Raw genomic sequence first — 20,427 nt, forward strand, 5'->3', positions numbered from 1 at the left:
TCAGGCGGCGCCGCAGCACTTCTTGTACTTCTTGCCGCTGCCGCAGGGGCAGGGTTCGTTGCGGCCCGGGCCGCTCTTGGCGGCCGCGGTGGCGCTCACTGCGACGGGCTCCGGCACCGGCAGGCCGAGGGCGCGCCAGTTCTGGAAGAGGTGCTGGACCGCGAAGCCCTTTTGTTCGAGCTCGGCGAGCTGGGCTTCGGCATCGGCGGGCACCGAGACTTCTTCTTCGGGGCCGAGGATCAGCTCGAGCAGCTCTTCGGCGATGGCGGTGTCGCTCACCTTGTCGGGCCACTCGACGGGCCACATCTCGAAGCCCTGCTCGAAACCGTTGGTCCACTCCTCGCCGATGGCCGGGTCGTCGTCGCCGCCCTGGGCGTAGCAGAAGGGCTGCCAGCCTTCGGCCTCGCCCTCCTCGTCACCTTCCTCGTCGGCGATGGCGGCCAGCTGGTCGTTGTAATAACGCAGCACGAGCTCGATGGCCTTCTGCAGGGTGCTGCCGGAGCCGAAGCCCACCTCGCCCTCGTCGGCGGTCCACACCGCGGGCAGCCAGTCTTCGACCGGGATCGGCAGCGGCGAGGCGACGATGGCGGCGAGGTAGCCGTCGAGCATCTCGAGGTTCATGCAGTCGGCGGGCACTTCGTCGGAGACGAGGAGTTCTTCGAGCTGCTCGAGTTCGTCTTCGGTAAGGGGGATGGAGCGGGCTTGGGTCATGACGGGTTTTCCTCCAGGTGATCGAGCTCCACCACACACCGGTAAAGGGTCTGGCCGGAATCCCGGTACTTGCGTTCGAAAGGGGTGAGCGGCGACGGGGCCTCGAAGGCCTCGAAGGGCGCCGGCCGGCCGGTCAGCAGGCTAAGCGCGGCACTGAATTCTTCTACATAAATGTTCCAGTTGCTGCGGCATTCCAGGCGCCCGCCGAGCCGCGGCACAAACGGGAACACCGGGTGGGCATGCCAGCGCCGGGCCAGGTGGCCGATCTTGGGCCAGGGGTTGGGGTACAGGATGTAATGCCGCGCCAGGCGGATGCCGGCCTCGGCCATCAGGCGCCAGTAATCCACCAGGTCGGCGCGCACGAAGACCAGGTTGGTGGGCATCAGCGCATCGGGATAGGGCTTCTTGCGGGTGAGGCGGTCTTCGGACTGATCGACGCCGATCACCCAATGGTCGGGGAAGGCCCGGGCCAGCTGGATCGTGCTGTGGCCGACGCCGCAGCCAGCGTCGAGGATCAGCGGCGCCTTGCCGTCCCAGCCGGCCAGGCTGTGTTCGAAGGCGGCCTTGTTGTAATCGAGATAAGGCTTGCGAAATTCGCAGCGGACGTGCTTGGCGACGAGCTCGACGAGGTGTTCATGGACACCCTGCTGGGCGCTCTCGGGGATGCGGGAATTGGCGTACATCGGTGCAATTCTACGCGGCCGCCCGCAAGAGCGGCACGCCATGCCCGACCAGGATGGGGTCGATCTGCCGCGGATCGGCCTGGGGGCGCAGCTCGCGGCACAGGGCTTCGGCCTGGGGAAAGTTGCGGCGCAGCAGGTTGAGCCACTGCTTGAGCCGGCCCGGTGCGTGGCGGGCCTCGACCTTGGCCAGCACTCGCAGCCAGAACTCTGCGATCAGCGGCAGGAGCTCGGCCCATTCGGCGGCGCGGTCAGCGGGCGCGTCGGCGCCGGCGCGAATGCGCCGCACCAGAAACGGGTCGGCCACCGCGCCGCGGCCGAGCATCACATCGGTGGCGCCGCTCACGGCGCGGCAGCGTCGCCAGTCGTCCTCGGTCCACACCTCGCCATTGGCCACCACCGGTACCACCACCACGTCGGCGATGCGCCCGACCCATTCCCAGTGCGCCGGCGGGCGGTAGCCGTCGTTCTTGGTGCGGGCATGCACCACCAGGCCCACGACCCCGCCATCGGCGAGAGCCCGGGCGCAGTCGAGGGCCTTGCCGGTGTCGGCCACGCCCAGGCGCATCTTGGCGGTGAAGGGGATGTGCGGCGGCACCGCCCGGCGCACCGCGCAGGCGATGGCGTGGAGCAGCTCCGGCTCGTCGAGCAGCGCCGCCCCGCCCCGGTGGCGGTTGACCGTGGGCGCCGGGCAGCCGAAATTGAGGTCGATGCCCGCCGGGTCGAGCCGCACCAGTTGGGCCGCGTTGTCGGCCATGCAGGCCGGGTCGGAGCCGAGCAGCTGGACCCGCACCGGCGTGCCGCTGGAGGTGGCGCTGCCGGCCCGCAACTCGGGGGAGATCCGCGTGAAGGCCCGCGCCGGGAGCACCGAGCCCGACACCCGGGCGAACTCGGTGACCGCGTGGGCATAGCCCTCGACGCGGGTCAGCACCTCGCGCAGCACGTCGTCGGCGAGGCCTTCCATGGGGGCGAGCAAGAGGCGGGGCATGGCAGGAATATCCAGCGGATTCAAGACTTTCAAGGGGGCGGACTGTACCGCAAAGCGCCGCCCGCCGATAGGCGCCCACGCCGCCCGGCGGGCGCGCGGCAACAGGCGTAAGATGCGCGGCCTGAGCCCTCGACACCCACCCGCAGAATGCCCGCGCCATGCGCCGCTCCGACACCCCTTCCGCCAGCCGCCGCGAGCTGTTGATCTTCGCGCTGCCGGCCCTCGTCCTGATCGCCGCGGCGTTTGCGCTGGCCTGGCAGTTCGTGCGCCCGGCGCCGCCCAAGAAGATCGTCATCAGCACCGGGGCGCCCGGCGGGGCCTACCATTATTTCGGCGAACGCTATCGGGACAAGCTGGCCCAGGACGGCATCGAGGTCGAACTGCGGCCATCGTCCGGCGCCGTCGAAAACCTGCGCCGGCTGAAGACCGACGACAGCGTCGATGTCGGCTTCCTGCAGGGCGGCATCGCCAACGAGCCGGATTCCGACGACCTGGCCACCCTCGGCAGCATGTACCTCGAGCCCGTGTGGGTCTTCCACCGCAAGGCCGACGCCCGCCTCGACCGCATCGACCAGCTGAAGGGCCGCCGCATCGCCGTCGGCACGGCGGGCAGCGGCGCCCAGCTCTTTGCGCTGCAGCTCCTGGCCGCCAACGGCTTCGCCACCGACGACCCGCGTCTCGTGGCGCTTGGCGGCATGGACGCGGTGGCGGCCCTCAGGCGCGGCGACGTGGAGGCGTTTTTTGTGGTCGGCGCGCCCCAGGCGCCGGTGGTGGACGCCCTCCTCCACACGCCGGGCATCGGCCTGCTCAGCTTTGCCCAGGCCGACGGCTACGTGCGGCACTTTCCCCACCTCGTCAAGATCACGCTGCCCCGCGGCGCCATCGACATCCGCGGCGACCAGCCGCCCCGTGACGTGCAGCTGCTGGCGGCCACCGCCAACCTGGTGGTGAAGGCCGACATCCACCCGGCCATCGTCACCCTGCTCCTCAAGCATGCCCGGGACATCCACAGCCCGCCGGGCCTGCTGCAGGCGGCCAACAGCTTTCCTGCGCCCCAGGACCACGCCCTGCCGATCCACCCGATGGCGCGGCGCTTTTACGATTCCGGCCCGCCGCTCCTGCAGCGCTACCTGCCCTTCTGGCTGGCAGTGCTGATCGACCGCCTCTTCGTGATGCTGCTGCCGCTCTTCGCGGTGGTAATCCCGCTCTCCAAGGTGATCCCGGCCATCTACAACTGGCGCATGCGCGCGCGGGTCTATCGCTGGTACGGGGAGCTCAAGTTTCTCGAGGCGGAGATCGACCGCGCCGGGCAGGACGGCCACAGCCTGGCGGCGCTCGACACTTTTTTGGGCCGGCTCGACCGCATCGAGGAGCGGGCCGCCCGGCGCAAGCTGCCGCTGGCCTTCAGCAACGAGCTTTACACCCTGCGTGAACATATCGGCCTGGTGCGCCGCCGTCTGCGTCACCTTGCGGAAACCGTCACGCAACCCTGAGGCGCCGATTGCTAGATTGAAACTGTCCTGAACGCGGGCCTTTCCAGTGGAACCCCGGCCCCGCCCCCATCCGAGTCAAGAGCCTCACCATGAGCCCCCACCTGAACCTCACCGCCCCCTACGCCCCCCTCGTGCGCCGCATCGAAGCCGAGGCCTCGGTGGACGGGCAGATCCTGCGGATCGACCATTTTCTCAATCACCGCATCGAGCCGGCCTTCATCTTCGAGCTGGCCCACGAGCTCGCCAAGCGCCTGTCGGCCTTTCAGCCCAATCTGATCCTCACCGCCGAGGCCAGCGGCATCGCGCCGGCGCTGATCGTCGCCCAGACCCTCAGCGTGCCGATGGTGTACGCCAAGAAGTATTCACGCCAGGTCGAGGCGCCGGCCCTGTCGCGCCTGATCCACTCGCCCACCAAGGGCGACGACAACCGGCTGGTGATATCGGGGCGCTACATCAAGCCGGGCCAGCGGGTGGTGATCGTCGATGACTTCCTCGCCAACGGGCGCACCGCCGCGGCCCTCATCGACATGGCCCGGGAGGCCGGCGCCCAGGTGCTGGGGGCCGGTTTCGTGGTCGAGAAGTGCTTCAAGCACGGCCGGCAGTTCATCGAATCGCTGGGGGTACCGGTGTCTACGCTGGCCCAGGTGGAACACCTCGACAACGGCCGGGCAATCCTCACCCAGCCGCGGGACGAATAAGGCCCGGCAGCGCTTCAGCGGAAGCGGACGCTCACCCCGGGCTTGCCGGGCAGGCCTTCGTAGGTCGCCTTCACCGCCAGGCCCGGCCGGGGCGGCAGCAGCTTGGTGAATGAGCCCAGCGACAGCAGATCGCCGCGCTTGAGCGGCATGTGGTCGGCGGCCAGATCGCGGGCCAGCCAGATCGCGGCATTGAGCGGGTTGCCGAGGGTGGCGTTGCCCTTGCCGCTGTCCAGCACCACGCCGTTGCCATCGGTGAGGCTCACGGTCATGCTGGCGAAGGCGTCGGCGAGCTCTTGCGTGGCCTTCACCGGGATCGCCTTGCCCACCACGCCGGCGCGGGCGCCCACATTGACCATCGCCAGCATCGGCCCGCCCAGGGTGGACGGGTCGGCCACCATCAGGTCGGGCAGCTCGATGTAGGGAGCGTAGCTGCGCAGCGCCCGCAGCGCGGCGAGCGGGGTTTCGGCCCGGGCCAGGGCCACCGGGTCGGCCACCTCGACGATCAGGTCGGCCTCGAAGACCGGGCGGGTGCCGAAGGCGGCCAGCAGCTCGGCGCCGTCGGTGGTGAGCATGCTCTTGAACAGGGTGCCGCGCAGGGGCGCGTCGTACTTGAAGCGCTGCTGCACCGCCGGGTTGGTGAGGCCCGCCTTGTAGCCGACCGATTCACCGTAGGCCTGGGCCAGGTAGCGCACCACCTTGTCGCGCCCGCACAGGCCGTCGGCCATGCTCAGCGTGCCGGCCGGTTGCGGCACCGGCTGGCGCGCGACGATGGCCGACGCCACCGCGGCGGCTTCCAGATCGCTGGGGCAGGCCGCCTGGGCCAAGGCCGGCAGCAGGGTGATGCACAGGGCAAGGGCGGCGAGCACGGGCTTCGTCGTGGGTTTCATTTAGGGTTTCTCCTGGGGTGTCATGCAAATAGGGCAAGGTGGCACAGGATATACCATCCGGGTGCATGTCGGTGGCAATTGCCGGCCTGCCCGGCGCACGACGCCCTCAGGGATTGCGGCAGTCGTCGATCACGCCGCGCCCTCGCCTGCCGCAGGGTGTCTCGGCGCCGCTCACCGGTACCGGCGTGCCGGCGGCATCGATCTGCACCAGGCGGGTCTGCCAGGCCTTGAGGCCGCGCCGGTCGACCTCCAGCCGCAACAGCCAGCCCTGGCGCTCCTCGGGCAGATCGAAGCCGTCGAAGACGAAGTTGCCGAGGCTGTGCACGATGAGCTTGCCACGATACAGCTCGGCGCCCTGGATCACGTGGGGGTGACCGCCGACGACGAGGCTGGCGCCGGCGTCGATCATCCTGCGGGCGAGCATCCGCTGGCGCAGGCTGGGGGTGTGGCGGTTCTCCCAGCCCCAGTGCATGAAGGGGATCACGATGTGGGCGCCGGCCTTGCGGGCGGCGCGGATGTCGGAGATCACCTCGCTGTCCTCGCTCCAGGCCACGCCGGGGCGGCTGGCGCCGGCTTCGAAGCTGCGGGGCTTGTATTCGTTGTAGCCGAGCACGGCAATGCGCAGGCCGTTCTTGTGGAGCCACAGGGGCGCGTGGGCGTCCCGCAGGTTGCGGCCGCCACCGAAGCTGCGAAGGCCGGCTTGCCGCAGGTGGTCGATGGTGTCGAGGAAGGCGTCGGGGCCGAAGTCGCCCGAGTGGTTATTGGACACGGCCACCGCATCGAAGCGCCCCTGCATGACGCGGAGCGCGCGGGGGTCGGCCCGGAAGGTGTAGGGCTTGCCGGGCAGGCTGGCGCCGCGGGTGGACACCGAGCACTCGAGGTTGGCGATGCGGTAGTCGGCGTCGGCCAGCAGGGGCGCCACCGCCGCCAGCGGGTCACCGCCATCGGCGATCAGGCGGCCGGGGCCGTCGTCGAGCATCACGTCGCCGGCGAAGATCAGGGTCGCGCTGTGATCCCCGGCCCAGGCGGTGCCGGCGACGAGTACGAGGCTGGCGGCGATACGGCGCAGGCGCTTCATCGCCGGCCCCCCCGCTCGGCTTCGCACCAGTATTCCAGGTGGCCGTTGTAGGTGGGCTCGAACACCCGCTGCAGGCCGGTGAAGCCCTGCCCTTCCGGCTGCGCACCCCGAGGCACGGGCCACCGGTAAGTGGCCTGATGGACGGGCTGCGCGGGCCCTTCGTCGGGGAGGATGGAGGTGAACACCTTCACCGCGGCGATGTCGGCCGGCTTGTTCTGGAACACCACCCGGAAGACGAAGCGCTCGCCCAGGGTGACGCCCTCGACGCCGTAGGGCGTGGCGACCGGATGCGCCACGTGGGCCTGGCTCTCGCCGTTGTAGTGGGTGTGGCAGACGATGCGCGGCGCGGCATCGGCCGTGAATGGGAGCAGTGCCGACAATACGGCGGGTAGCAGGGGTTTCATTGGAGCCTTATGAAGCTGGAGCGCTGAGGACTGCGCAAGGAGTGTTTTGCCCGGGGGCGCTGGCGCAATGCGGGCGTGTTGATTGGATTGACTTGATCGCTCGCATCGAGGCAGCAGCGCCCACGAAAAAGGCCGACCGGATGAGCGGTCGGCCTTCTGACTGGCTGCGCGCAGCCGGCTTACTTGGCGACCAGAGCCGCCCTGATCTGCTCGAGGGTGCTCGGGTCTTCGATGGTGGTCAGGTCACCCGGGTCGCGGCCTTCGGCCAGGGCCTGGATGGAGCGGCGCAGCATCTTGCCGGAGCGGGTCTTGGGCAGGCCTGAGATGAAATGCACGCGGGCCGGCCGGGCGATGGCGCCGAGGCTGCCGTCGACGATTTTCATGACGGCCTTCTCGAGCTCGGCCACCTTTTCGGGGGTGTCCACGCTGGCCGGGTCCTTGACCACCGCGAAGGCCATCGGCATCTGGCCCTTGAGCTGGTCGGCAACACCCACCACGGCCACCTCGGCGATCGCCGGGTGGGCCTGCACGGCCTCCTCGATCTCGCGGGTGCCGAGGCGGTGGCCGGCGACGTTGATCACGTCGTCGGTGCGGCCGAGGATCTTGTAGTAGCCGGCGTCGTCCTTGATGCCCCAGTCGAAGCTGGAATACACCAGCGGCTCCTGGAACAGCGTGAAGTAGGTGGACACGAAGCGCTTGTCGTCACCCCACACGGTGGACAGGCAGCCCGGCGGCAGCGGCGGCACGACGCCGACGATGCCCTTTTCGTTGGGGCCGCACTCGGAGCCATCGTCGCGGAACAAGCGCACGTCGTAGCCATACACCGGGAAGCCGGGGGAGCCGAGCTGCACGCCCTGCTTTTCGACGCCGGGCATCAGCGACAGCATGGCCCAGCCGGTCTCGGTCTGCCAGTAGTGGTCGATCACCGGGATGCCCAGCTCGTCCATCATCCACTGGTGGGAGGTTTCGTCCATCGGCTCGCCGGCGCAGTACAGCGCGCGCAGCCGGGAGAGGTCGTACTTCTTGAGGAAGGCCGGGTCCTGCTTCTTGAGCACGCGGATCGCGGTGGGGGCGCTGAACATCACGGTGACCTGCTGCTCCTCGCAGATCTTCCACCAGATGCCGGCGTCGGGGCGCAGCGGGGTGCCCTCGTACATGATGGTGGCCATGCCGGCGATCAGCGGGCCGTAGATGATGTAGCTGTGGCCGACCACCCAGCCGATGTCGGACGTGGAGAAGAAGGTCTCGCCCGGGTTGCCGCAGTAGATGTGCTTCATCGAGGCGGCCAGGGCCACCGCGTAGCCGCCGGTGTCGCGCTGCACGCCCTTGGGCTTGCCGGTGGTGCCGGAGGTGTACAGGATGTAGCTGGGCTCGGACGATTCGACCCAGGTGACGGGCACGTCGGCATTGATGTGCTGGGCGCGCAGGGTGGCGTAATCGACGTCGCGGCCGGCAACGACGTTCATCTCGGTGTCGAGGCCGCGGTTGACCATCAGCACGGCGGCGGGCTTGTGCTCGGCCAGGCTGATGGCTTCGTCGAGCAGATGCTTGTAGGGCACCGGGCGGCCGCCGCGCATGCCGGCGTCGGCCGAGACGATCACGGTAGGCTTGGCGTCGTCGATGCGGGTGGCGAGGGAATGCGAGGCGAAGCCGCCGAACACCACCGAGTGGATCGCGCCGATGCGCGCGCAGGCCAGCATCGCGAAGGCGGCCTCGGCGATCATCGGCATGTAGATCAGGACGCGGTCGCCCTTCTTGACGCCGAGGGCCTGGTAGATCGCTGCCATGCGCATGACTTCAGTGCGCAGCTCGGCGAAGCTGTAGGTTTTCTCTTCGTTGGTCTCGGTGGAGATGTACACCAGCGCCTTGCCGTCGGGGTTGGTCTCGGCGTGGCGGTCGACGGCGTTGTAGCAGAGGTTGGTTTCACCGCCGACGAACCATTTGACGAAAGGCGGTTTGGAGAAATCGTAGATCTGCTCGGGCTTCTTGTTCCAGTGGATCAGCTCGGCCTGCTCGCCCCAGAAGCCGTTGCGGTCTTCGATGGAGCGTTTGTGGAATGCCTGGTACGAAGTCATGGGTTCTCTCCCTCAGTCTTGAACGAATGCACCGACGCCGCCCATGACGAAACGACATGGGACAGTGTTCGCCAATTATGTTTTTTTAGGGGGCGGCGCTTGCCAGTTCGGCGTCGGCAAAGCTGGCGAGCTTTGCCAGCGGGACACCGGAATGGCTACGGGATTCTATCAATTCCAGGAGCGGCAGGAGGGTCCGGATCGCGTCGGGGATCTGCGCAACAAGCCCGGCATCGGCCGGGTTGCCGGCAAGCTGCTGGAGCAGCTTGTCGATGCTGATCGGCGGGCGCGCACGGGGGGTGAGCATGTCGGCGGTGATCTCGCCCTTCTCGCCCATGATGCGGTTACCGCCGGCCGCGCGGCCCTGGGCCAGGCGCTGCACGGCCACGCCGATCAGGTGGCTGACCGTCTCGACCTGGCCGGCACTGGAGGTGGCGATGCCCACCGTGAGGCGGATGCGGATGCGCTCCTCCCGGTAGGTCATCACGATGTGGTCGATGGCGTTTTGCAGGCGCAGCGCAAAGCCCGCCGCACCGTTCATGCTGGTGGCGGGCGAGACCACCGCAAAGCGCGCCGGCGCCAGCTCGGCGACGGTGTCCTCCTTGCGCAGCTTGGTGGCCATGATCTTGGAGAGCTTGCGGTTCACCAGCTGGGCCACGTGGGCGCCGTAGCGGGCGACGAGGCTTTCAAACTGGTCGATCTCGATGACCTGCACCGACAGCTCGCCCTTGTGGCGCTGGGCCGAGGCGAGCTCCTGGCTGGCGTGGTGGTGCAGATACGAGGCCGTGGCGAGGCCGGAGTCGGGGTCGACGGGGCTGGCGGTGGCCAGCGCGGCGCGGCTCTCTTCGAGGTCGCGCTGGGTGCGGGCGAGCTGGGTGAGCGCCTCCAGGCGGGCCAGCAGCTCGACATTGCTGACGCTCTTGGAGATGAAATCGGTGGCGCCGGCGCTCTTGGCCCGGATGCGCACGTCGGGCTCGTCGTCGCCCGAGATGACCACCACCGGCAGCGTGTTGATGCGCGACAGGCGCGATGAACGCATGCGCTCGAGGAGGCCATAGCCGTCGAGGCGCGGCATCCCGATATCGGTGATGACCGCCTGGATGGTCGGGTCGACCAGCAAAGTCTGCCAGCCGGCCTCGCCGTCGGCCTCCTCGCGCACTTCGAAGCGGCCCCGCACGTGCCGAATGATGGAGGCTCTCACCATCCGGGAGTCGTCGATGATCAGGACTCGGGGAAGGCTCTGATCGCGTTCTTCACTCATGCTGGGCTCACAGTGGGTAACTTCAGTCCTTTACGGCAATCACCGTGCGCCCCTTGACCCGTCCTTCGATGAAGTCGTGGAAAACGCCCGGAAGTTCTGCAAACGGCACCGTCCGCGTCATGGCCGCCAGGTGCCGCGGCTTGAGGTCGGAGGCCAGCCGCGCCCACACCTTGCTGCGGGTCGGTTCGCCCATGTAGCCGGAGTCGACGCCGAGCAGGCTCACTCCGCGCAAGATGAAGGGGAACACGGTGGTGTTCAGCTTGATGCTCTGGGCGTTGCCGATGCTCGCCACGGTGCCGGCCTGCTTCATGGTGGACAGCACCCAGGCGAGAATGTCACCGCCCACGTTGTCGACGGCGCCGGCCCACAGGCCCACGTCGAGGGGCCGCGTGGTGGCCGGGTCGATGGTGTCGCGCAGGCGCAGCTCGGCGGCGCCCAGGCTGCGCAGGTATTCCTCTTCCTGGGGTTTACCGGTGAGCGCCACCACGTGGTAGCCCAGCCCGGCCAGCATGTCGATGGCCAGCCCACCCACGCCGCCGCTGGCGCCGGTGACGATCACCGGGCCGTTCTCGGGGCGCAGGCCGTTGTCTTCCATGCGCACGATGCCCAGCGCCGCGGTGAAACCCGCGGTGCCCAGCGCCATCGCGTCGAACAGCGACAAGCCGTCGGGCAGCGGCACCACCCAGCCGGCCGGAATGCGCGCGTATTCGGCGTAGCCGCCGTGGTGGGCGACGCCGATGTCGTAGCTGGTGGCGATCACCGGGTCGCCGGCCTTGAAGCGCGGGTCGCTGCTGTCGACCACTGTGCCCGACAGGTCGATGCCGCCCACGCAGGGAAAGCGCCGGATGATCTTGCCCGCGCCGGTGGCCGCCAGCGCGTCCTTGTAATTGACGCTCGAATAGGCCACCTTGATGAGTACCTCGCCCGCGTCGAGCCCGTCGACGCTGAGCGGCTCCATGGCGGCGGACACCTTGCGGTTCTCGTCCTGGCGGATGACGTAGGCCTTGAAAGGGGGGACGCTGGTGGACATGTTTTTCTCCTCTCGATCGAGCGCCTGGCTGGCTGCTCGTGTTTTTGATCGGAAGATTATAGCCAGCGACTCGCCGCCGTACCGCATCGGGCCTCAATCCGCGGCACGCGCTGCCGTAAATGGGGTCATCGCCCGCGGAGCACCACAATGGCCCTGATCGCCCAACCCTTCGACAGCCTCGAGCGCTACGTCGCCTTCTTCGACCAGCAGCCCCTGCCCGTGCTCAAGCACACCGTGCGGGAGCTGCAGGCCATGCGCGAGCAGGAGGACGACATCAACGGCCGCACGGTGGCCGCCCTCGTGCTGGGCGACCCGCTGATGACCCTCAAGGTGCTGATCCATATCGAGGCCCACCGACGCGCCCGCCAGAACCACGACATCACCACCATCGAGCGGGCCGTCATGATGATGGGCATCTCGCCCTTCCTGCGGGAGTTCTCGGCGGTGCCGACCATCGAGGACCAGCTGGGGGATTATCCGAAGGCACTGGTGGGCGTGCTCCGGGTGATCAGCCGCGCCCGGCGGGCATCGCGCTACGCCCGCGACTGGGCCGTGCTGCGCCACGACCTGGACGTGGACGAGATCACCGTCGCGGCGCTGCTGTCGGAGGCCACCGAGATCCTGTGCTGGGTCTTTGCGCCCACCCTCACCCAAAACGTCTACGCGATGCAGCACGCCGAGCCCGGCCTGCGCTCATCCACAGCCCAGCGCATGATCTTCAATTTTTCGGCCAAGGAGCTCCAGCTGGCGCTGGTGCGCCACTGGCGTCTGCCCGATCTGCTGGTGTCGATGATGGACGAGAAGCACATCGACAACGCCCGCGTGCGCACCGTGCAGCTGGCCGCCAGCCTGTCCCGCCACACCGCTCAGGGCTGGAGCAACCCGGCCATCCCTGACGACCTGAGCGCCATCGAGTCGCTGCTGCACATCGGCCGGGAGCATCTGCTCAACCGGGTCTCGGCACCCCACGAGGCCATCGAACCCCTGCTCGCCGCAGGTGGCCGCGCCGAGGGGGCGCTGCCACCGGGCTGAGGGCCTCCTCCGCCTTACTTCTTGCCGGAGCGGGACTCCAGGTCTTCCCAACGCAGCATCGCCGCCTCGATCTCGGCCTCGAGCGCCTGCAGGCGGCTGTTGAGCACCGGCACGTCCTGGGGTGCGTCCCGGTAGATGGACGGGTCATTGAGGCGGGCCTGGGCGGCCGTCTGCTCGTCCTCCAGCGCGGCGATGCGGTCCGGCAGGGCCTCGAGCTCGCGCTCTTCCTTCCAGCTCAGCTTTACCGGCTTGGGCACGGCCACCGGCGCCGCGGCCTCCCGCTTAGGCGCGGCGGCCTTGGGCTGGGCCGCCGGTGCGGCTTCGGCCGGCTTGCGCACGCGCAGCCAGTCTTCGTAGCCGCCGGCGTACTCCTTCCAGTTGCCGTCGCCCTCCGAAGCGATCACCTGGGTCACCACGTTATCGAGGAAGGCCCGGTCGTGGCTGACCAGGAACACCGTGCCGTCGTAGCTGGCGAGCAGCTCTTCGAGGAGGTCGAGGGTCTCGATGTCGAGGTCGTTGGTGGGCTCGTCGAGCACCAGCATGTTGGCCGGCCGGGCGAACAGGCGGGCCAGCAGCAGCCGGTTGCGCTCGCCACCGGACAGCGACTTGACCGGCGAGCGGGCGCGCTGGGGCGAGAACAGGAAATCGCCGAGGTAGCCGATGATGTGCGTGCGGTGGCCGGCGATCTCGACGTAATCCGAGCCCGGGCTGATCACCTCGGTGAGCGGGGCCTCCGGGTCGAGCTGGGCCCGCAGCTGGTCGAAGTAGGCCACCGTCTGGCGGGTGCCGCGGCGCACGCGGCCCTCGTCCGGCTCGATGCCGCCGAGGATCAGCTTGAGCAGCGTGGTCTTGCCGGCGCCGTTGGGGCCGATCAGGCCGATGCGGTCGCCGCGCATGATGCGCGTGGAGAAATCCGCCACGACGGTGCGCTCGCCGAAGCGCTTGGTGACGTGTTCGAGTTCGGCCACCATCTGGCCGCTGCCGTCGCCCCGATCGAGCGCCAGCTTGACGTTGCCGAAGCGATCCCGGCGGGCGCTACGCTCGCGGCGCAGGGCCTCGAGGCGCCGCACGCGGCCTTCGTTGCGGGTGCGCCGCGCCTCGACGCCCTTGCGGATCCACACTTCCTCTTGCGCCAGCAGCTTGTCGAAGCGGGCGTTGGCCTTCTCCTCGGCGTCGAGCTGTTCGGCCTTGCGCAGCAGGTAATCGCTGAAACGCCCCGGGAAGCTCGCCAGGATGCCCCGGTCGAGCTCGACGATGCGCGTCGCCACGTGGTCGAGGAAGACCCGATCGTGGGTGATCACCACCACCGCGCCGCGGAACTCGCGGATCAGGCCTTCGAGCCACAGGATGCCGTCGATGTCGAGGTGGTTGGTCGGCTCGTCGAGGAGCAGCATCTCGGGCTCGCCCACCAGCGCCCGGGCCAGCGCCACCCGCTTGATGCCGCCGCCCGACAGGCTGCCGACCACCGCCTCGCCCGACAGCCGGAGCTCGCCCAGCACCTGCTCGACGCGCTGCTCGAGGCGCCAGGCCTGGGCATCCTCGACCCGGTGCTGCAGGTCTTCGAGCCGCGCCAGGGCCGCCTCGCTGGCGTCATCGGCCACCGCCAGCATCGCGGCGTGGTAATCCACCAGCAACTGGGCCACGTCACCCAGGCCATCGGCCACCGTGGCAAACACGCTGCGCTCGAGGGGGAAGTCGGCCTCCTGGGGCACGTAGGCCACCTTCGCCCCCGGCTGCCTCCACAGCCGGCCATCGTCCAGCGTCGCCTGGCCGGCCAGGGCCTTGAGCAGGCTGGACTTGCCGCTGCCGTTACGCCCGATCAGCGCCACCCGCTCGCCTAGGTCGAGCTGAAAGGCGGCCTTGTCGAGCAGGGCGACGTGGCCAAAGGCGAGGCAGGCATCATCAAGGGTGATCAGCGGCATGGATAAGGTGTGACAAACGGAAAGGGCGCGATTTTAACCCGCCGGAGGGGCCTGACGGGCGGCGATGAAGGCTGCGGATCGATGGCCCGCCTGCCGGCAGCCGCTGGCCTTGGCACGCCAACAGCGCACCGCCCTGCCCGACGCTGCCAGCAGGCCGGCGCGGTGGGGCTCGGCTCACGGGCGCGCCACCGGGGAAGAGCCGCGATTTTCACAACTTTTGTTGACGAAACCCGAAATCGAATTAACAATACGAATTATTCGCATTTCGATTGTTGTCCAGTGACTACAAGCCCACCAGCCCAACCCGCCGATGCCCAGCCCATCGCCGATGCGGCCTTGCCGAGCGGTCAGTTCGATACCCCGATCCGCAGCAAGGACCTGTTCAAGGAACGCGCCTGCATCTACATCGAGCACGAGGGAATGATCTACGCCCTGCGGAGCACCCGCGCGGGCAAACTGATCCTCACCAAATGAGCCAGGTCCTCCGCCACCTCTCCGGGCATTCTGCAGCCCACCCGCCTTTCAAGGGCCGCCGGGGCGTGTCAGCCTCTGGCATCATCCTTTTGGTAAGCCTCGGCGCAACAGGCGGGCTGGCGGCCTTCGGTCTCGTCATCAGGCTTTTTCCGGCAGGCTGAGGCCGGGCCAACCTACATCTGGAAACCGCGCCATGTATGTCTGCGTCTGCCGGGCTGTCACCGAAAGGCAAATCGAAGCCGCCGTCAAGGACGGGGCACGCCACCTGCGTGACCTGCGCACCGAACTCGGCATCATCGAAGACTGCGGCCGCTGCGCCCGCTGTGCCAAACAGTGCATGGACAAGACCATCGAACAGATGGGCCCGCCCCCTCACCCCAAGTCCGGCGCAGCCATCCTCCTTCATCCGGCACGCTGAGCCAGGTCGTACCAGGCAAATTCATCGTTCCAGCCTGAACAAGCCGCCAGGGGCGTAGCTTTCAAGCGCGTCGGCAGGATAGAATGTCGGGCTTGAGTCTCTCCGTAGTTCAATGGATAGAACGGGCGCCTCCTAAGCGCCAGATACAGGTTCGATTCCTGTCGGGGGGACCACTAGGATTGAAAAATCCAATCAAAATCAAGTAGTTAAGCCGGTTTCCCGGTGTTGCCTGTGGTAGTTTCATGGTAGAGGACCACATGAAAAGGCGACACCGGCGGCCTTCCCGCTCTCTTCTTCTCTTGGCTATTCGTTACACCGAGCAACGCGACAACGGGCTTTTTTACTATCAACGGGCTGTCCCTACGGACCTCCGCGGCAGGCTCCCGACGAAGATCATCAAGGTTCCCCTGGGGACCGCTGATCCCGCCGTGGCCCTGAAAAAGGTCAAGCTCCTGAACGCGAAGCACGAACGCCAATGGGACTTGCTCCGGGCTGATCCGAACGCCTCCGCAGAGGCCGCCGAGGTCCAGGCCCTTCACCTGCTCCTTGAGCACGGTCTTACCCCCCACGTCCCCACGCAGGACGAGGCCTCACTAGACGCCCTCCTGAGGCCCTTCGAGGCCGCCCGGGAAGCCTACGCGGGGGACTGTGACGAGACTTACCGGCAGGCTGATCCGCGGTCCTACCTGGGGCCTGTGCAGGTGGCCGCCCTCGATTTGCTCAAGCCGAAGAAGGACAAGCTCAAGGACGCCCTTGAGGTCTATCTGCGGGCGCACCAGAAGGGCGACAACGAGGGCCGCCGGAAGGCTGCGGAAGGCGCTATCGCGGTCTTCGTGGCCGCCGTGGGTGACAAGCCCGTCAGGGACATCCGCCGGGACCATGTCCGGGTCTTCATCGAGCATGAGACGGCCCGCGGGCTGAAGACCGGGACCATCCGGCGCTATCTTAACGAGTTGCGGGCGGTGTTCTCGAAGTACGTCCTAGAGAAAGAGCTTCACCTTCCGAACCCCTTCGAGAAGCCGACCATCAAGAACGAGGGCGAGGACACCGAGGAAGGCCGCCCCCTGAGTGATGCCGATTGGTCGAAGCTGGCGGGCATCTGTCGGAAGGTCGATGACTCCGCCCGCTGGGCTATCGCGCTCCAGATGGGCACAGGCGCCCGGGTGGGTGAGATTGTGGGCCTGACCCTGGCGGAAGTGATCCTTGATGCGCCCATCCCTTACGTGGTCTTCACCAAGAACTCGGCACGGGGCATCAAGACCGACAAGGCCGCCACGAACGGGCGCCGGAAGAAGGACAGCTTCAGGGGTGTCCCGCTGGTCGGCGTGGCCCTGTGGGCTGCCAAGCGCATCCACGAGACTGCCGCACCGGGGCAGGTGTTCGCCTTCCCTCAGTACGTGGGCGAGGACGGCAAGGCTAAGAACGGCTCCGCCTCCGCGACGCTGAATAAGTGGATCAAGGCGCAAGGCTTTGAAGAGCATTCCACCCACGACTTCCGCCACACCTTGCGGGACCGGCTGCGGAATACCGGCTGCCCGTCAGAGGTCGCCCTTGAAATAGGCGGTTGGGCGAAGGAGTTCGTGGGCGATAAGGTGTATGGCGACGGCCACACCTTGAGCATCCGTCAGAAGCATCTGCAGGCCGCCGTAGGCGAGTCCTGACCCCCCGAATCATCCGGGGTCAAGACCGGGCATCGTGGCCCCGTCTCGTCACGCCCATACGCTGAAAGGAACCATCACATGCAATCCATCATCTCCGCCGCCGCCTTCCGTGCTCTCGTGTCCCTCGTTCGCTCCGCCGTCACCTCGTCCCGCCGTGTCGTTGTTGAAGAGGCCGGGCAAGACTGGATGAAGGCCCGCCGACTGTCGGATACGGTCCTTGCCTACGGGGACGGCAGCGGCTTCGAGGTGGCCTATCGGGGCCGCCTGTGGGTGCTCACCACGGAAGCCCGGAAGACCGCGCTAGAGGCGGTTTAAGGGCGCCTAGCGGGGCCTGCGGCCGGCGCTGAAGTGCTGGCTTGGTAGCTTGAACTTGACGGAGGGCTCCCGGATTTCGGGGGCCTTCTCCTTTTCCAGGCCCGCCGCTTGCGGCTGCCCGGTGGCGGGGATGGCGAGGCCCTGACGGCCGATCATCGCAAGGCCGCCTTCAAGAGGCGATGACGGTCCCGATGCTCCTCGCCGAGTTCGCTACGGACCCGGCGGGCGGCCTCATGGACGACCTTGACGACTTCCGCCTGTGCTTCGGGGCGGAGTGCTTCCTGCCCGTTGATGTAGCCGCCGTGCTTGCGCAGGCTCGGCAGGACATCGGAGGTAACCCACTTCTTGAACCGCTTGGCGGATTCCTTGCGGCTACTGAAGATGAGCGAGTAGAGGCCCGACTCGTTGATTACGCCCACGGACTGCGGGCCGCCGGGGGTGTGCATAGTACGCACACCCTTTTCGTCGTCGTCCAGCCGTCGGACGGCAGAGCGGTCAAGGCCGAGGGAGCGGCACACGTCGGCCGCGATGAACCAGGGCTGACCGTCCTTGACGGTGGCCGAGAGGTTGAACCCGTCACCGCTTGAGGCGAAGGGCGTGAAGGTGAAAAGCTCCTGCATGTGCCGGGCTCCTTTCTGTTCGTTGGTTGGGGGTGTCGGCAATTCCGACTCCCCTTGATGGTTTAGGGTCAGTGATCCAGGAAGATGACGCGGAGGTCCAGGGCGGACGGGACGCGCACGAGAGACACATTCAAGCGGACGCTATCGGAGACGATGACGCCCCGGATGTTGCGGCCGCCCGGCGAGGTGCCGGGGAAGATGGGCAGGGGGGCGCCGTTGCCGGCGATGTCCAGGCCGCCGACTTCAAGCGCCATGTTGCCCGGAGCGGTGCCCGGGTCGGTGGCCTGCATGGCGATGACGGAGCGGGCCCACGGGGGCGCCTGAAGGGTCACGGTGAGGGCGTCGCCGGGCTGCGCCGAGGTGACGGACCGCAGGGGCTGGAAGACGACCTCACGGCGGGTGTTGGTGGCGTTGGTGGTGTCGCTCACGAGAGCGGCGGGACGGGAGTTCAGATCAAAGGTGGTCATGGGGGTTTGGTGTCCTGTGTGAAGGCCCTTTAGCGGGCCTAGGCTGCAATGGGTTGGATGGTCTTACACACCCAGCGGGAAGCCTGGGCGCGGAGCTCTACGGGCTTCTGCCGGGGTCTGTGGTGGCCCGTGGTGGGGGCGTGGGCTGGCTTCATTGCCCGGTCAGACCAAGCGGGCCTTGACGGCCACATCCAGGGGCATCCAGGAGCCGGCGAGCTGCACGAAGGTCTTGCCCCCTTGCTCCTTGGTCGGGATGCCGCCCCGCTGCAGGGCTTCCAGGGTCGGCGGGACGTTGTCGAAGTAGCTGTTCATCAAGTCCGTGTAACCCTTCAGAGAGCGCCCGAAGAGTTGGCCCTGAATTGCTTGCTTGAGGGCATCCGGGCTGCTCTCGCGGGCCCATTCGTAGAAGTCTGCTGGGTCGATTCCGGCGGCCTTGACGTGGGTGTCGGCTTGGTGCTGCCACATCTCCGCCCCGGCCCTGATGGCGGCTGCGGTCCGCTCCCGGGCGTCCCCTTCGATGGCGATGTCTTCGCCGCGGAGGGCGCTGTAATCGTTGGCGAGGTCGGACCCGAAGCGGCCGGCGAGGGAGTCGATAAGGCCGTCAAGGCCGCCGTCCTGGGTCAGGTAGGCGGTAGCCGCTGCCATCATCGAATCGTAGGTAGCCTGCTGGATGGGCTCGATCAAGTTGCCGTAAGCCTCTTCCAGGTTGTTGCCGGTGGCCGTGGTGGCGAAGAGCGCCGGGCCTTCGTCGGCCTGCTGCTCCTGGGTGTTGCCGTTGTTGTTGATGGCGGCCTGCTGCTCCTGTGCGGAGCCCTGACGCAGACCGCCTTCAGCGTTTCCCGGGGCTCCTGCCTCCACATAGCGGCCATCTGCCGTAAGGGCGAGGAAGCCGAGGTTAGCCGCGACCTTGACCGAGGTGCGCCCCATGCCCGGCAGCTCAACGGTGGCGTTAGGGCTGACGATGCCGGTCGGGAAGCCTGCATTGTTGCGGAGGGTGCCGAGGATGCCCGAAGAGGCCGGGGCGAGGTCTGCGGCCGTCTGACGGGTGATGCTGCCGGATTCAATGCCGCCTCGCTGGCCCGCGGTGAAGCGGGTGAGGCCGTCACCGATGCGGCCGTTCTGCATACTGAAGGCGGGCGGCTCCTGGGGCTGCTGGGTCTCTTCGCCGACCGTGTAGCGGGTGACGCCTTGAATGTTGCCGATGGTGACCCGCGGGATGTCTGCCGGGGCCTGGGCGGGGCGCCCGGCTTGGAAGGTGGTAACGGCCTGACCGTCCATGCCTTGCCGGCTGTTGATGGTGTTGTCGTTCATTGGGTGTGCTCTCCTTGTGACGGATGGAATGTGAGGCCGCCACAAGGGCAGCACGCTAGGTGATGGGACTGGGATTGAAGTTCATGGGATGGGGGTGACCTCGCGGCAGGCCGGGAAGTTTGCAGAACCATCCCCGGATTCCGGGAAGAGCCTGCCGAGAGGTCGAGGGGGTTTAGGTCAATGGGCGGATAGGGTGACCTGGGATGCAGAGGGCGAAGTAAGAGGCTCTTTAGAAGCATCTGAAGTGATACTTCTTTATCTGGTCTCCTTAACAAAGAAGTCCTTAGAGAGTCTTTAGTGAATCTTTATTGGCCTTTCTGCTAAAGCCGGGGTTTAGGTCATGGTTTGTTATGTAAGTCATTGATATTAAAAGACAATCTTCCATTTTCAGGCTCGATTTTCGAGGCTCTTTATTCAGATTTATTCGGTCCTGTCAAGCGGTTTTCGATGCCCTCACAGGGCCCCTGCCGGGGAGCCTGAAGAGCCGAAAGACACACTTTTTGACGTTTCCAGGTAGCAGGCTTGGCGGCCTCTTCAAGCTCCATCCAGCGGGTCACGATGCGATGCCGCATGGTGACGTTGTAGCCGGACACGAGGGTGATCGTGAGGTCCTTGGGGAGGCAGCAGGCGCTACGCTTCTCGCCCTTGGCATCCACATAGACCGATCCAAATTTGGACGGGTCGAGTTTCAGTTCATCAAGCATGGTGCGGATGTCCCGATGCACATTGCTGAGGCCCTTCGGGAGGTTGAAGACCGGGACCGGGCGCATGGAGTTGTTGGGACCGGGCACGAGAGCCGTTCCTGAAAACTCAGGACATCTTTTCCCAGTTCATCCAGCATCTTGCGAATGTCTGCCACCACGTTGTAGCCGCTCACAAGGGTGATCGAGAGGTCTTTCGGGAGC

Annotated in this window: 21 protein-coding genes and 1 tRNA gene; 8 read left to right on the forward strand and 14 right to left on the reverse strand. The window is 67.2% G+C overall.

Annotated features, from left to right (window positions below; genetic code table 11):
- From ZRA01_RS13550 to ZRA01_RS13560, 3 genes are read right to left on the reverse strand one after another with little or no spacing between them, the layout of a single operon-like run.
- A complete protein-coding gene (locus ZRA01_RS13550; protein WP_141353075.1) occupies window positions 1-711 on the reverse strand; it encodes a UPF0149 family protein in 711 nt (236 codons plus the stop codon).
- A complete protein-coding gene (trmB, locus tag ZRA01_RS13555) occupies window positions 708-1,394 on the reverse strand; it encodes a tRNA (guanine(46)-N(7))-methyltransferase TrmB (protein ID WP_141353077.1) in 687 nt (228 codons plus the stop codon). The genes ZRA01_RS13550 and trmB overlap by 4 nt, the downstream gene beginning before the upstream one ends.
- Before the next feature lie 10 nt (window positions 1,395-1,404).
- On the reverse strand, window positions 1,405-2,379 hold the full coding sequence (locus tag ZRA01_RS13560) for a tRNA dihydrouridine synthase (protein ID WP_141353079.1): 975 nt from the start codon (window positions 2,377-2,379) through the stop codon (window positions 1,405-1,407).
- Between the two features lie 158 nt (window positions 2,380-2,537).
- On the opposite strand from ZRA01_RS13560, the gene ZRA01_RS13565 reads away from it, so the two are divergent.
- Window positions 2,538-3,872: a TAXI family TRAP transporter solute-binding subunit gene (locus ZRA01_RS13565; protein WP_141353081.1), complete on the forward strand. Its 1,335-nt coding sequence runs from the start codon at window positions 2,538-2,540 to the stop codon at window positions 3,870-3,872.
- 89 nt (window positions 3,873-3,961) lie between these two features.
- The gene (locus ZRA01_RS13570) at window positions 3,962-4,570 is read left to right on the forward strand and encodes a xanthine phosphoribosyltransferase (RefSeq protein ID WP_141353083.1); all 609 of its coding nucleotides are present in this window, start codon (window positions 3,962-3,964) and stop codon (window positions 4,568-4,570) included.
- Between the two features lie 14 nt (window positions 4,571-4,584).
- On the opposite strand, the gene ZRA01_RS13575 is transcribed toward ZRA01_RS13570, so the two are convergent.
- From ZRA01_RS13575 to ZRA01_RS13600, 6 genes are all read right to left on the reverse strand, one after another.
- Window positions 4,585-5,457 (reverse strand): 2-keto-4-pentenoate hydratase, encoded by an 873-nt coding sequence (locus ZRA01_RS13575; RefSeq protein WP_218028725.1) that lies wholly within the window; start codon window positions 5,455-5,457, stop codon window positions 4,585-4,587.
- Between the two features lie 106 nt (window positions 5,458-5,563).
- On the reverse strand, window positions 5,564-6,535 hold the full coding sequence (locus ZRA01_RS13580) for a CapA family protein (protein ID WP_141353085.1): 972 nt from the start codon (window positions 6,533-6,535) through the stop codon (window positions 5,564-5,566).
- On the reverse strand, window positions 6,532-6,939 hold the full coding sequence (locus ZRA01_RS13585; protein ID WP_141353087.1) for a hypothetical protein: 408 nt from the start codon (window positions 6,937-6,939) through the stop codon (window positions 6,532-6,534). The genes ZRA01_RS13580 and ZRA01_RS13585 overlap by 4 nt, the downstream gene beginning before the upstream one ends.
- Before the next feature lie 179 nt (window positions 6,940-7,118).
- Complete coding sequence (locus tag ZRA01_RS13590; RefSeq protein WP_141353089.1) at window positions 7,119-9,014, reverse strand: propionate--CoA ligase; 1,896 nt, start codon at window positions 9,012-9,014, stop codon at window positions 7,119-7,121.
- 85 nt (window positions 9,015-9,099) lie between these two features.
- Window positions 9,100-10,272 carry a GGDEF domain-containing response regulator gene (locus ZRA01_RS13595; protein WP_141353091.1) on the reverse strand — a complete coding sequence of 391 codons (1,173 nt, stop codon included), beginning with the start codon at window positions 10,270-10,272 and terminating at the stop codon, window positions 9,100-9,102.
- A 22-nt stretch (window positions 10,273-10,294) separates the two neighbouring features.
- Entirely contained in the window at window positions 10,295-11,302 is a 1,008-nt protein-coding gene (locus tag ZRA01_RS13600) for an oxidoreductase (protein WP_141353093.1), read from the reverse strand.
- A 147-nt stretch (window positions 11,303-11,449) separates the two neighbouring features.
- On the opposite strand from ZRA01_RS13600, the gene ZRA01_RS13605 reads away from it, so the two are divergent.
- Window positions 11,450-12,334: an HDOD domain-containing protein gene (locus ZRA01_RS13605; RefSeq protein WP_141353095.1), complete on the forward strand. Its 885-nt coding sequence runs from the start codon at window positions 11,450-11,452 to the stop codon at window positions 12,332-12,334.
- 14 nt (window positions 12,335-12,348) lie between these two features.
- Here the strand turns inward: ZRA01_RS13605 and ZRA01_RS13610 are convergent, their stop codons facing one another.
- The gene (locus tag ZRA01_RS13610) at window positions 12,349-14,256 is read right to left on the reverse strand and encodes an ATP-binding cassette domain-containing protein (RefSeq protein ID WP_141353097.1); all 1,908 of its coding nucleotides are present in this window, start codon (window positions 14,254-14,256) and stop codon (window positions 12,349-12,351) included.
- 9 nt (window positions 14,257-14,265) lie between these two features.
- On the opposite strand from ZRA01_RS13610, the gene hemP reads away from it, so the two are divergent.
- The 5 genes from hemP (at window position 14,266) to ZRA01_RS13635 (ending at window position 17,124) form a co-directional block, all read left to right on the forward strand.
- Complete coding sequence (gene hemP / locus ZRA01_RS13615; protein WP_246093676.1) at window positions 14,266-14,730, forward strand: hemin uptake protein HemP; 465 nt, start codon at window positions 14,266-14,268, stop codon at window positions 14,728-14,730.
- Window positions 14,731-14,923: 193 nt separating this feature from the next.
- Window positions 14,924-15,148 (forward strand): (2Fe-2S)-binding protein, encoded by a 225-nt coding sequence (locus tag ZRA01_RS13620; RefSeq protein WP_141353099.1) that lies wholly within the window; start codon window positions 14,924-14,926, stop codon window positions 15,146-15,148.
- Window positions 15,149-15,246: 98 nt separating this feature from the next.
- Window positions 15,247-15,321, forward strand: a tRNA-Arg gene (locus ZRA01_RS13625).
- 69 nt (window positions 15,322-15,390) lie between these two features.
- Window positions 15,391-16,809: a DUF6538 domain-containing protein gene (locus ZRA01_RS13630; protein WP_141353101.1), complete on the forward strand. Its 1,419-nt coding sequence runs from the start codon at window positions 15,391-15,393 to the stop codon at window positions 16,807-16,809.
- Window positions 16,810-16,887: 78 nt separating this feature from the next.
- Window positions 16,888-17,124: a hypothetical protein gene (locus ZRA01_RS13635; protein WP_141353103.1), complete on the forward strand. Its 237-nt coding sequence runs from the start codon at window positions 16,888-16,890 to the stop codon at window positions 17,122-17,124.
- A gap of 152 nt (window positions 17,125-17,276) precedes the next feature.
- Here ZRA01_RS13635 and ZRA01_RS13640 read toward each other — a convergent pair whose 3' ends face one another.
- The 4 genes from ZRA01_RS13640 to ZRA01_RS13655 form a co-directional block, all read right to left on the reverse strand.
- Entirely contained in the window at window positions 17,277-17,744 is a 468-nt protein-coding gene (locus ZRA01_RS13640; RefSeq protein WP_141353105.1) for a BRO-N domain-containing protein, read from the reverse strand.
- Window positions 17,745-17,812: 68 nt separating this feature from the next.
- The gene (locus ZRA01_RS13645; RefSeq protein ID WP_141353107.1) at window positions 17,813-18,211 is read right to left on the reverse strand and encodes a hypothetical protein; all 399 of its coding nucleotides are present in this window, start codon (window positions 18,209-18,211) and stop codon (window positions 17,813-17,815) included.
- 162 nt (window positions 18,212-18,373) lie between these two features.
- The gene (locus ZRA01_RS13650) at window positions 18,374-19,522 is read right to left on the reverse strand and encodes a hypothetical protein (RefSeq protein ID WP_141353110.1); all 1,149 of its coding nucleotides are present in this window, start codon (window positions 19,520-19,522) and stop codon (window positions 18,374-18,376) included.
- A gap of 410 nt (window positions 19,523-19,932) precedes the next feature.
- Complete coding sequence (locus tag ZRA01_RS13655; protein ID WP_218028726.1) at window positions 19,933-20,313, reverse strand: Rha family transcriptional regulator; 381 nt, start codon at window positions 20,311-20,313, stop codon at window positions 19,933-19,935.
- Between the last annotated feature and the right edge of the window lie 114 nt (window positions 20,314-20,427).

This window comes from Zoogloea ramigera, assembly GCF_006539865.1.
Lineage (GTDB): Bacteria > Pseudomonadota > Gammaproteobacteria > Burkholderiales > Rhodocyclaceae > Zoogloea > Zoogloea ramigera.

What these genes read in the sequence shown, in the direction of transcription:
- trmB (WP_141353077.1), bottom strand. Translation starts at nt 1,394, where the DNA reads ATGTACGCCAATTCCCGCATCCCCGAGAGCGCCCAGCAGGGTGTCCAT.
- ZRA01_RS13600 (WP_141353093.1), bottom strand. Translation starts at nt 11,302, where the DNA reads ATGTCCACCAGCGTCCCCCCTTTCAAGGCCTACGTCATCCGCCAGGAC.
- ZRA01_RS13585 (WP_141353087.1), bottom strand. Translation starts at nt 6,939, where the DNA reads ATGAAACCCCTGCTACCCGCCGTATTGTCGGCACTGCTCCCATTCACG.
- ZRA01_RS13580 (WP_141353085.1), bottom strand. Translation starts at nt 6,535, where the DNA reads ATGAAGCGCCTGCGCCGTATCGCCGCCAGCCTCGTACTCGTCGCCGGC.
- ZRA01_RS13645 (WP_141353107.1), bottom strand. Translation starts at nt 18,211, where the DNA reads ATGACCACCTTTGATCTGAACTCCCGTCCCGCCGCTCTCGTGAGCGAC.
- ZRA01_RS13550 (WP_141353075.1), bottom strand. Translation starts at nt 711, where the DNA reads ATGACCCAAGCCCGCTCCATCCCCCTTACCGAAGACGAACTCGAGCAG.
- ZRA01_RS13560 (WP_141353079.1), bottom strand. Translation starts at nt 2,379, where the DNA reads ATGCCCCGCCTCTTGCTCGCCCCCATGGAAGGCCTCGCCGACGACGTG.
- ZRA01_RS13570 (WP_141353083.1), top strand. Translation starts at nt 3,962, where the DNA reads ATGAGCCCCCACCTGAACCTCACCGCCCCCTACGCCCCCCTCGTGCGC.
- ZRA01_RS13605 (WP_141353095.1), top strand. Translation starts at nt 11,450, where the DNA reads ATGGCCCTGATCGCCCAACCCTTCGACAGCCTCGAGCGCTACGTCGCC.
- ZRA01_RS13630 (WP_141353101.1), top strand. Translation starts at nt 15,391, where the DNA reads ATGGTAGAGGACCACATGAAAAGGCGACACCGGCGGCCTTCCCGCTCT.
- ZRA01_RS13610 (WP_141353097.1), bottom strand. Translation starts at nt 14,256, where the DNA reads ATGCCGCTGATCACCCTTGATGATGCCTGCCTCGCCTTTGGCCACGTC.
- ZRA01_RS13640 (WP_141353105.1), bottom strand. Translation starts at nt 17,744, where the DNA reads ATGCAGGAGCTTTTCACCTTCACGCCCTTCGCCTCAAGCGGTGACGGG.
- ZRA01_RS13635 (WP_141353103.1), top strand. Translation starts at nt 16,888, where the DNA reads ATGCAATCCATCATCTCCGCCGCCGCCTTCCGTGCTCTCGTGTCCCTC.
- ZRA01_RS13595 (WP_141353091.1), bottom strand. Translation starts at nt 10,272, where the DNA reads ATGAGTGAAGAACGCGATCAGAGCCTTCCCCGAGTCCTGATCATCGAC.
- ZRA01_RS13565 (WP_141353081.1), top strand. Translation starts at nt 2,538, where the DNA reads ATGCGCCGCTCCGACACCCCTTCCGCCAGCCGCCGCGAGCTGTTGATC.
- ZRA01_RS13620 (WP_141353099.1), top strand. Translation starts at nt 14,924, where the DNA reads ATGTATGTCTGCGTCTGCCGGGCTGTCACCGAAAGGCAAATCGAAGCC.
- ZRA01_RS13590 (WP_141353089.1), bottom strand. Translation starts at nt 9,014, where the DNA reads ATGACTTCGTACCAGGCATTCCACAAACGCTCCATCGAAGACCGCAAC.
- ZRA01_RS13650 (WP_141353110.1), bottom strand. Translation starts at nt 19,522, where the DNA reads ATGAACGACAACACCATCAACAGCCGGCAAGGCATGGACGGTCAGGCC.
- ZRA01_RS13575 (WP_218028725.1), bottom strand. Translation starts at nt 5,457, where the DNA reads ATGAAACCCACGACGAAGCCCGTGCTCGCCGCCCTTGCCCTGTGCATC.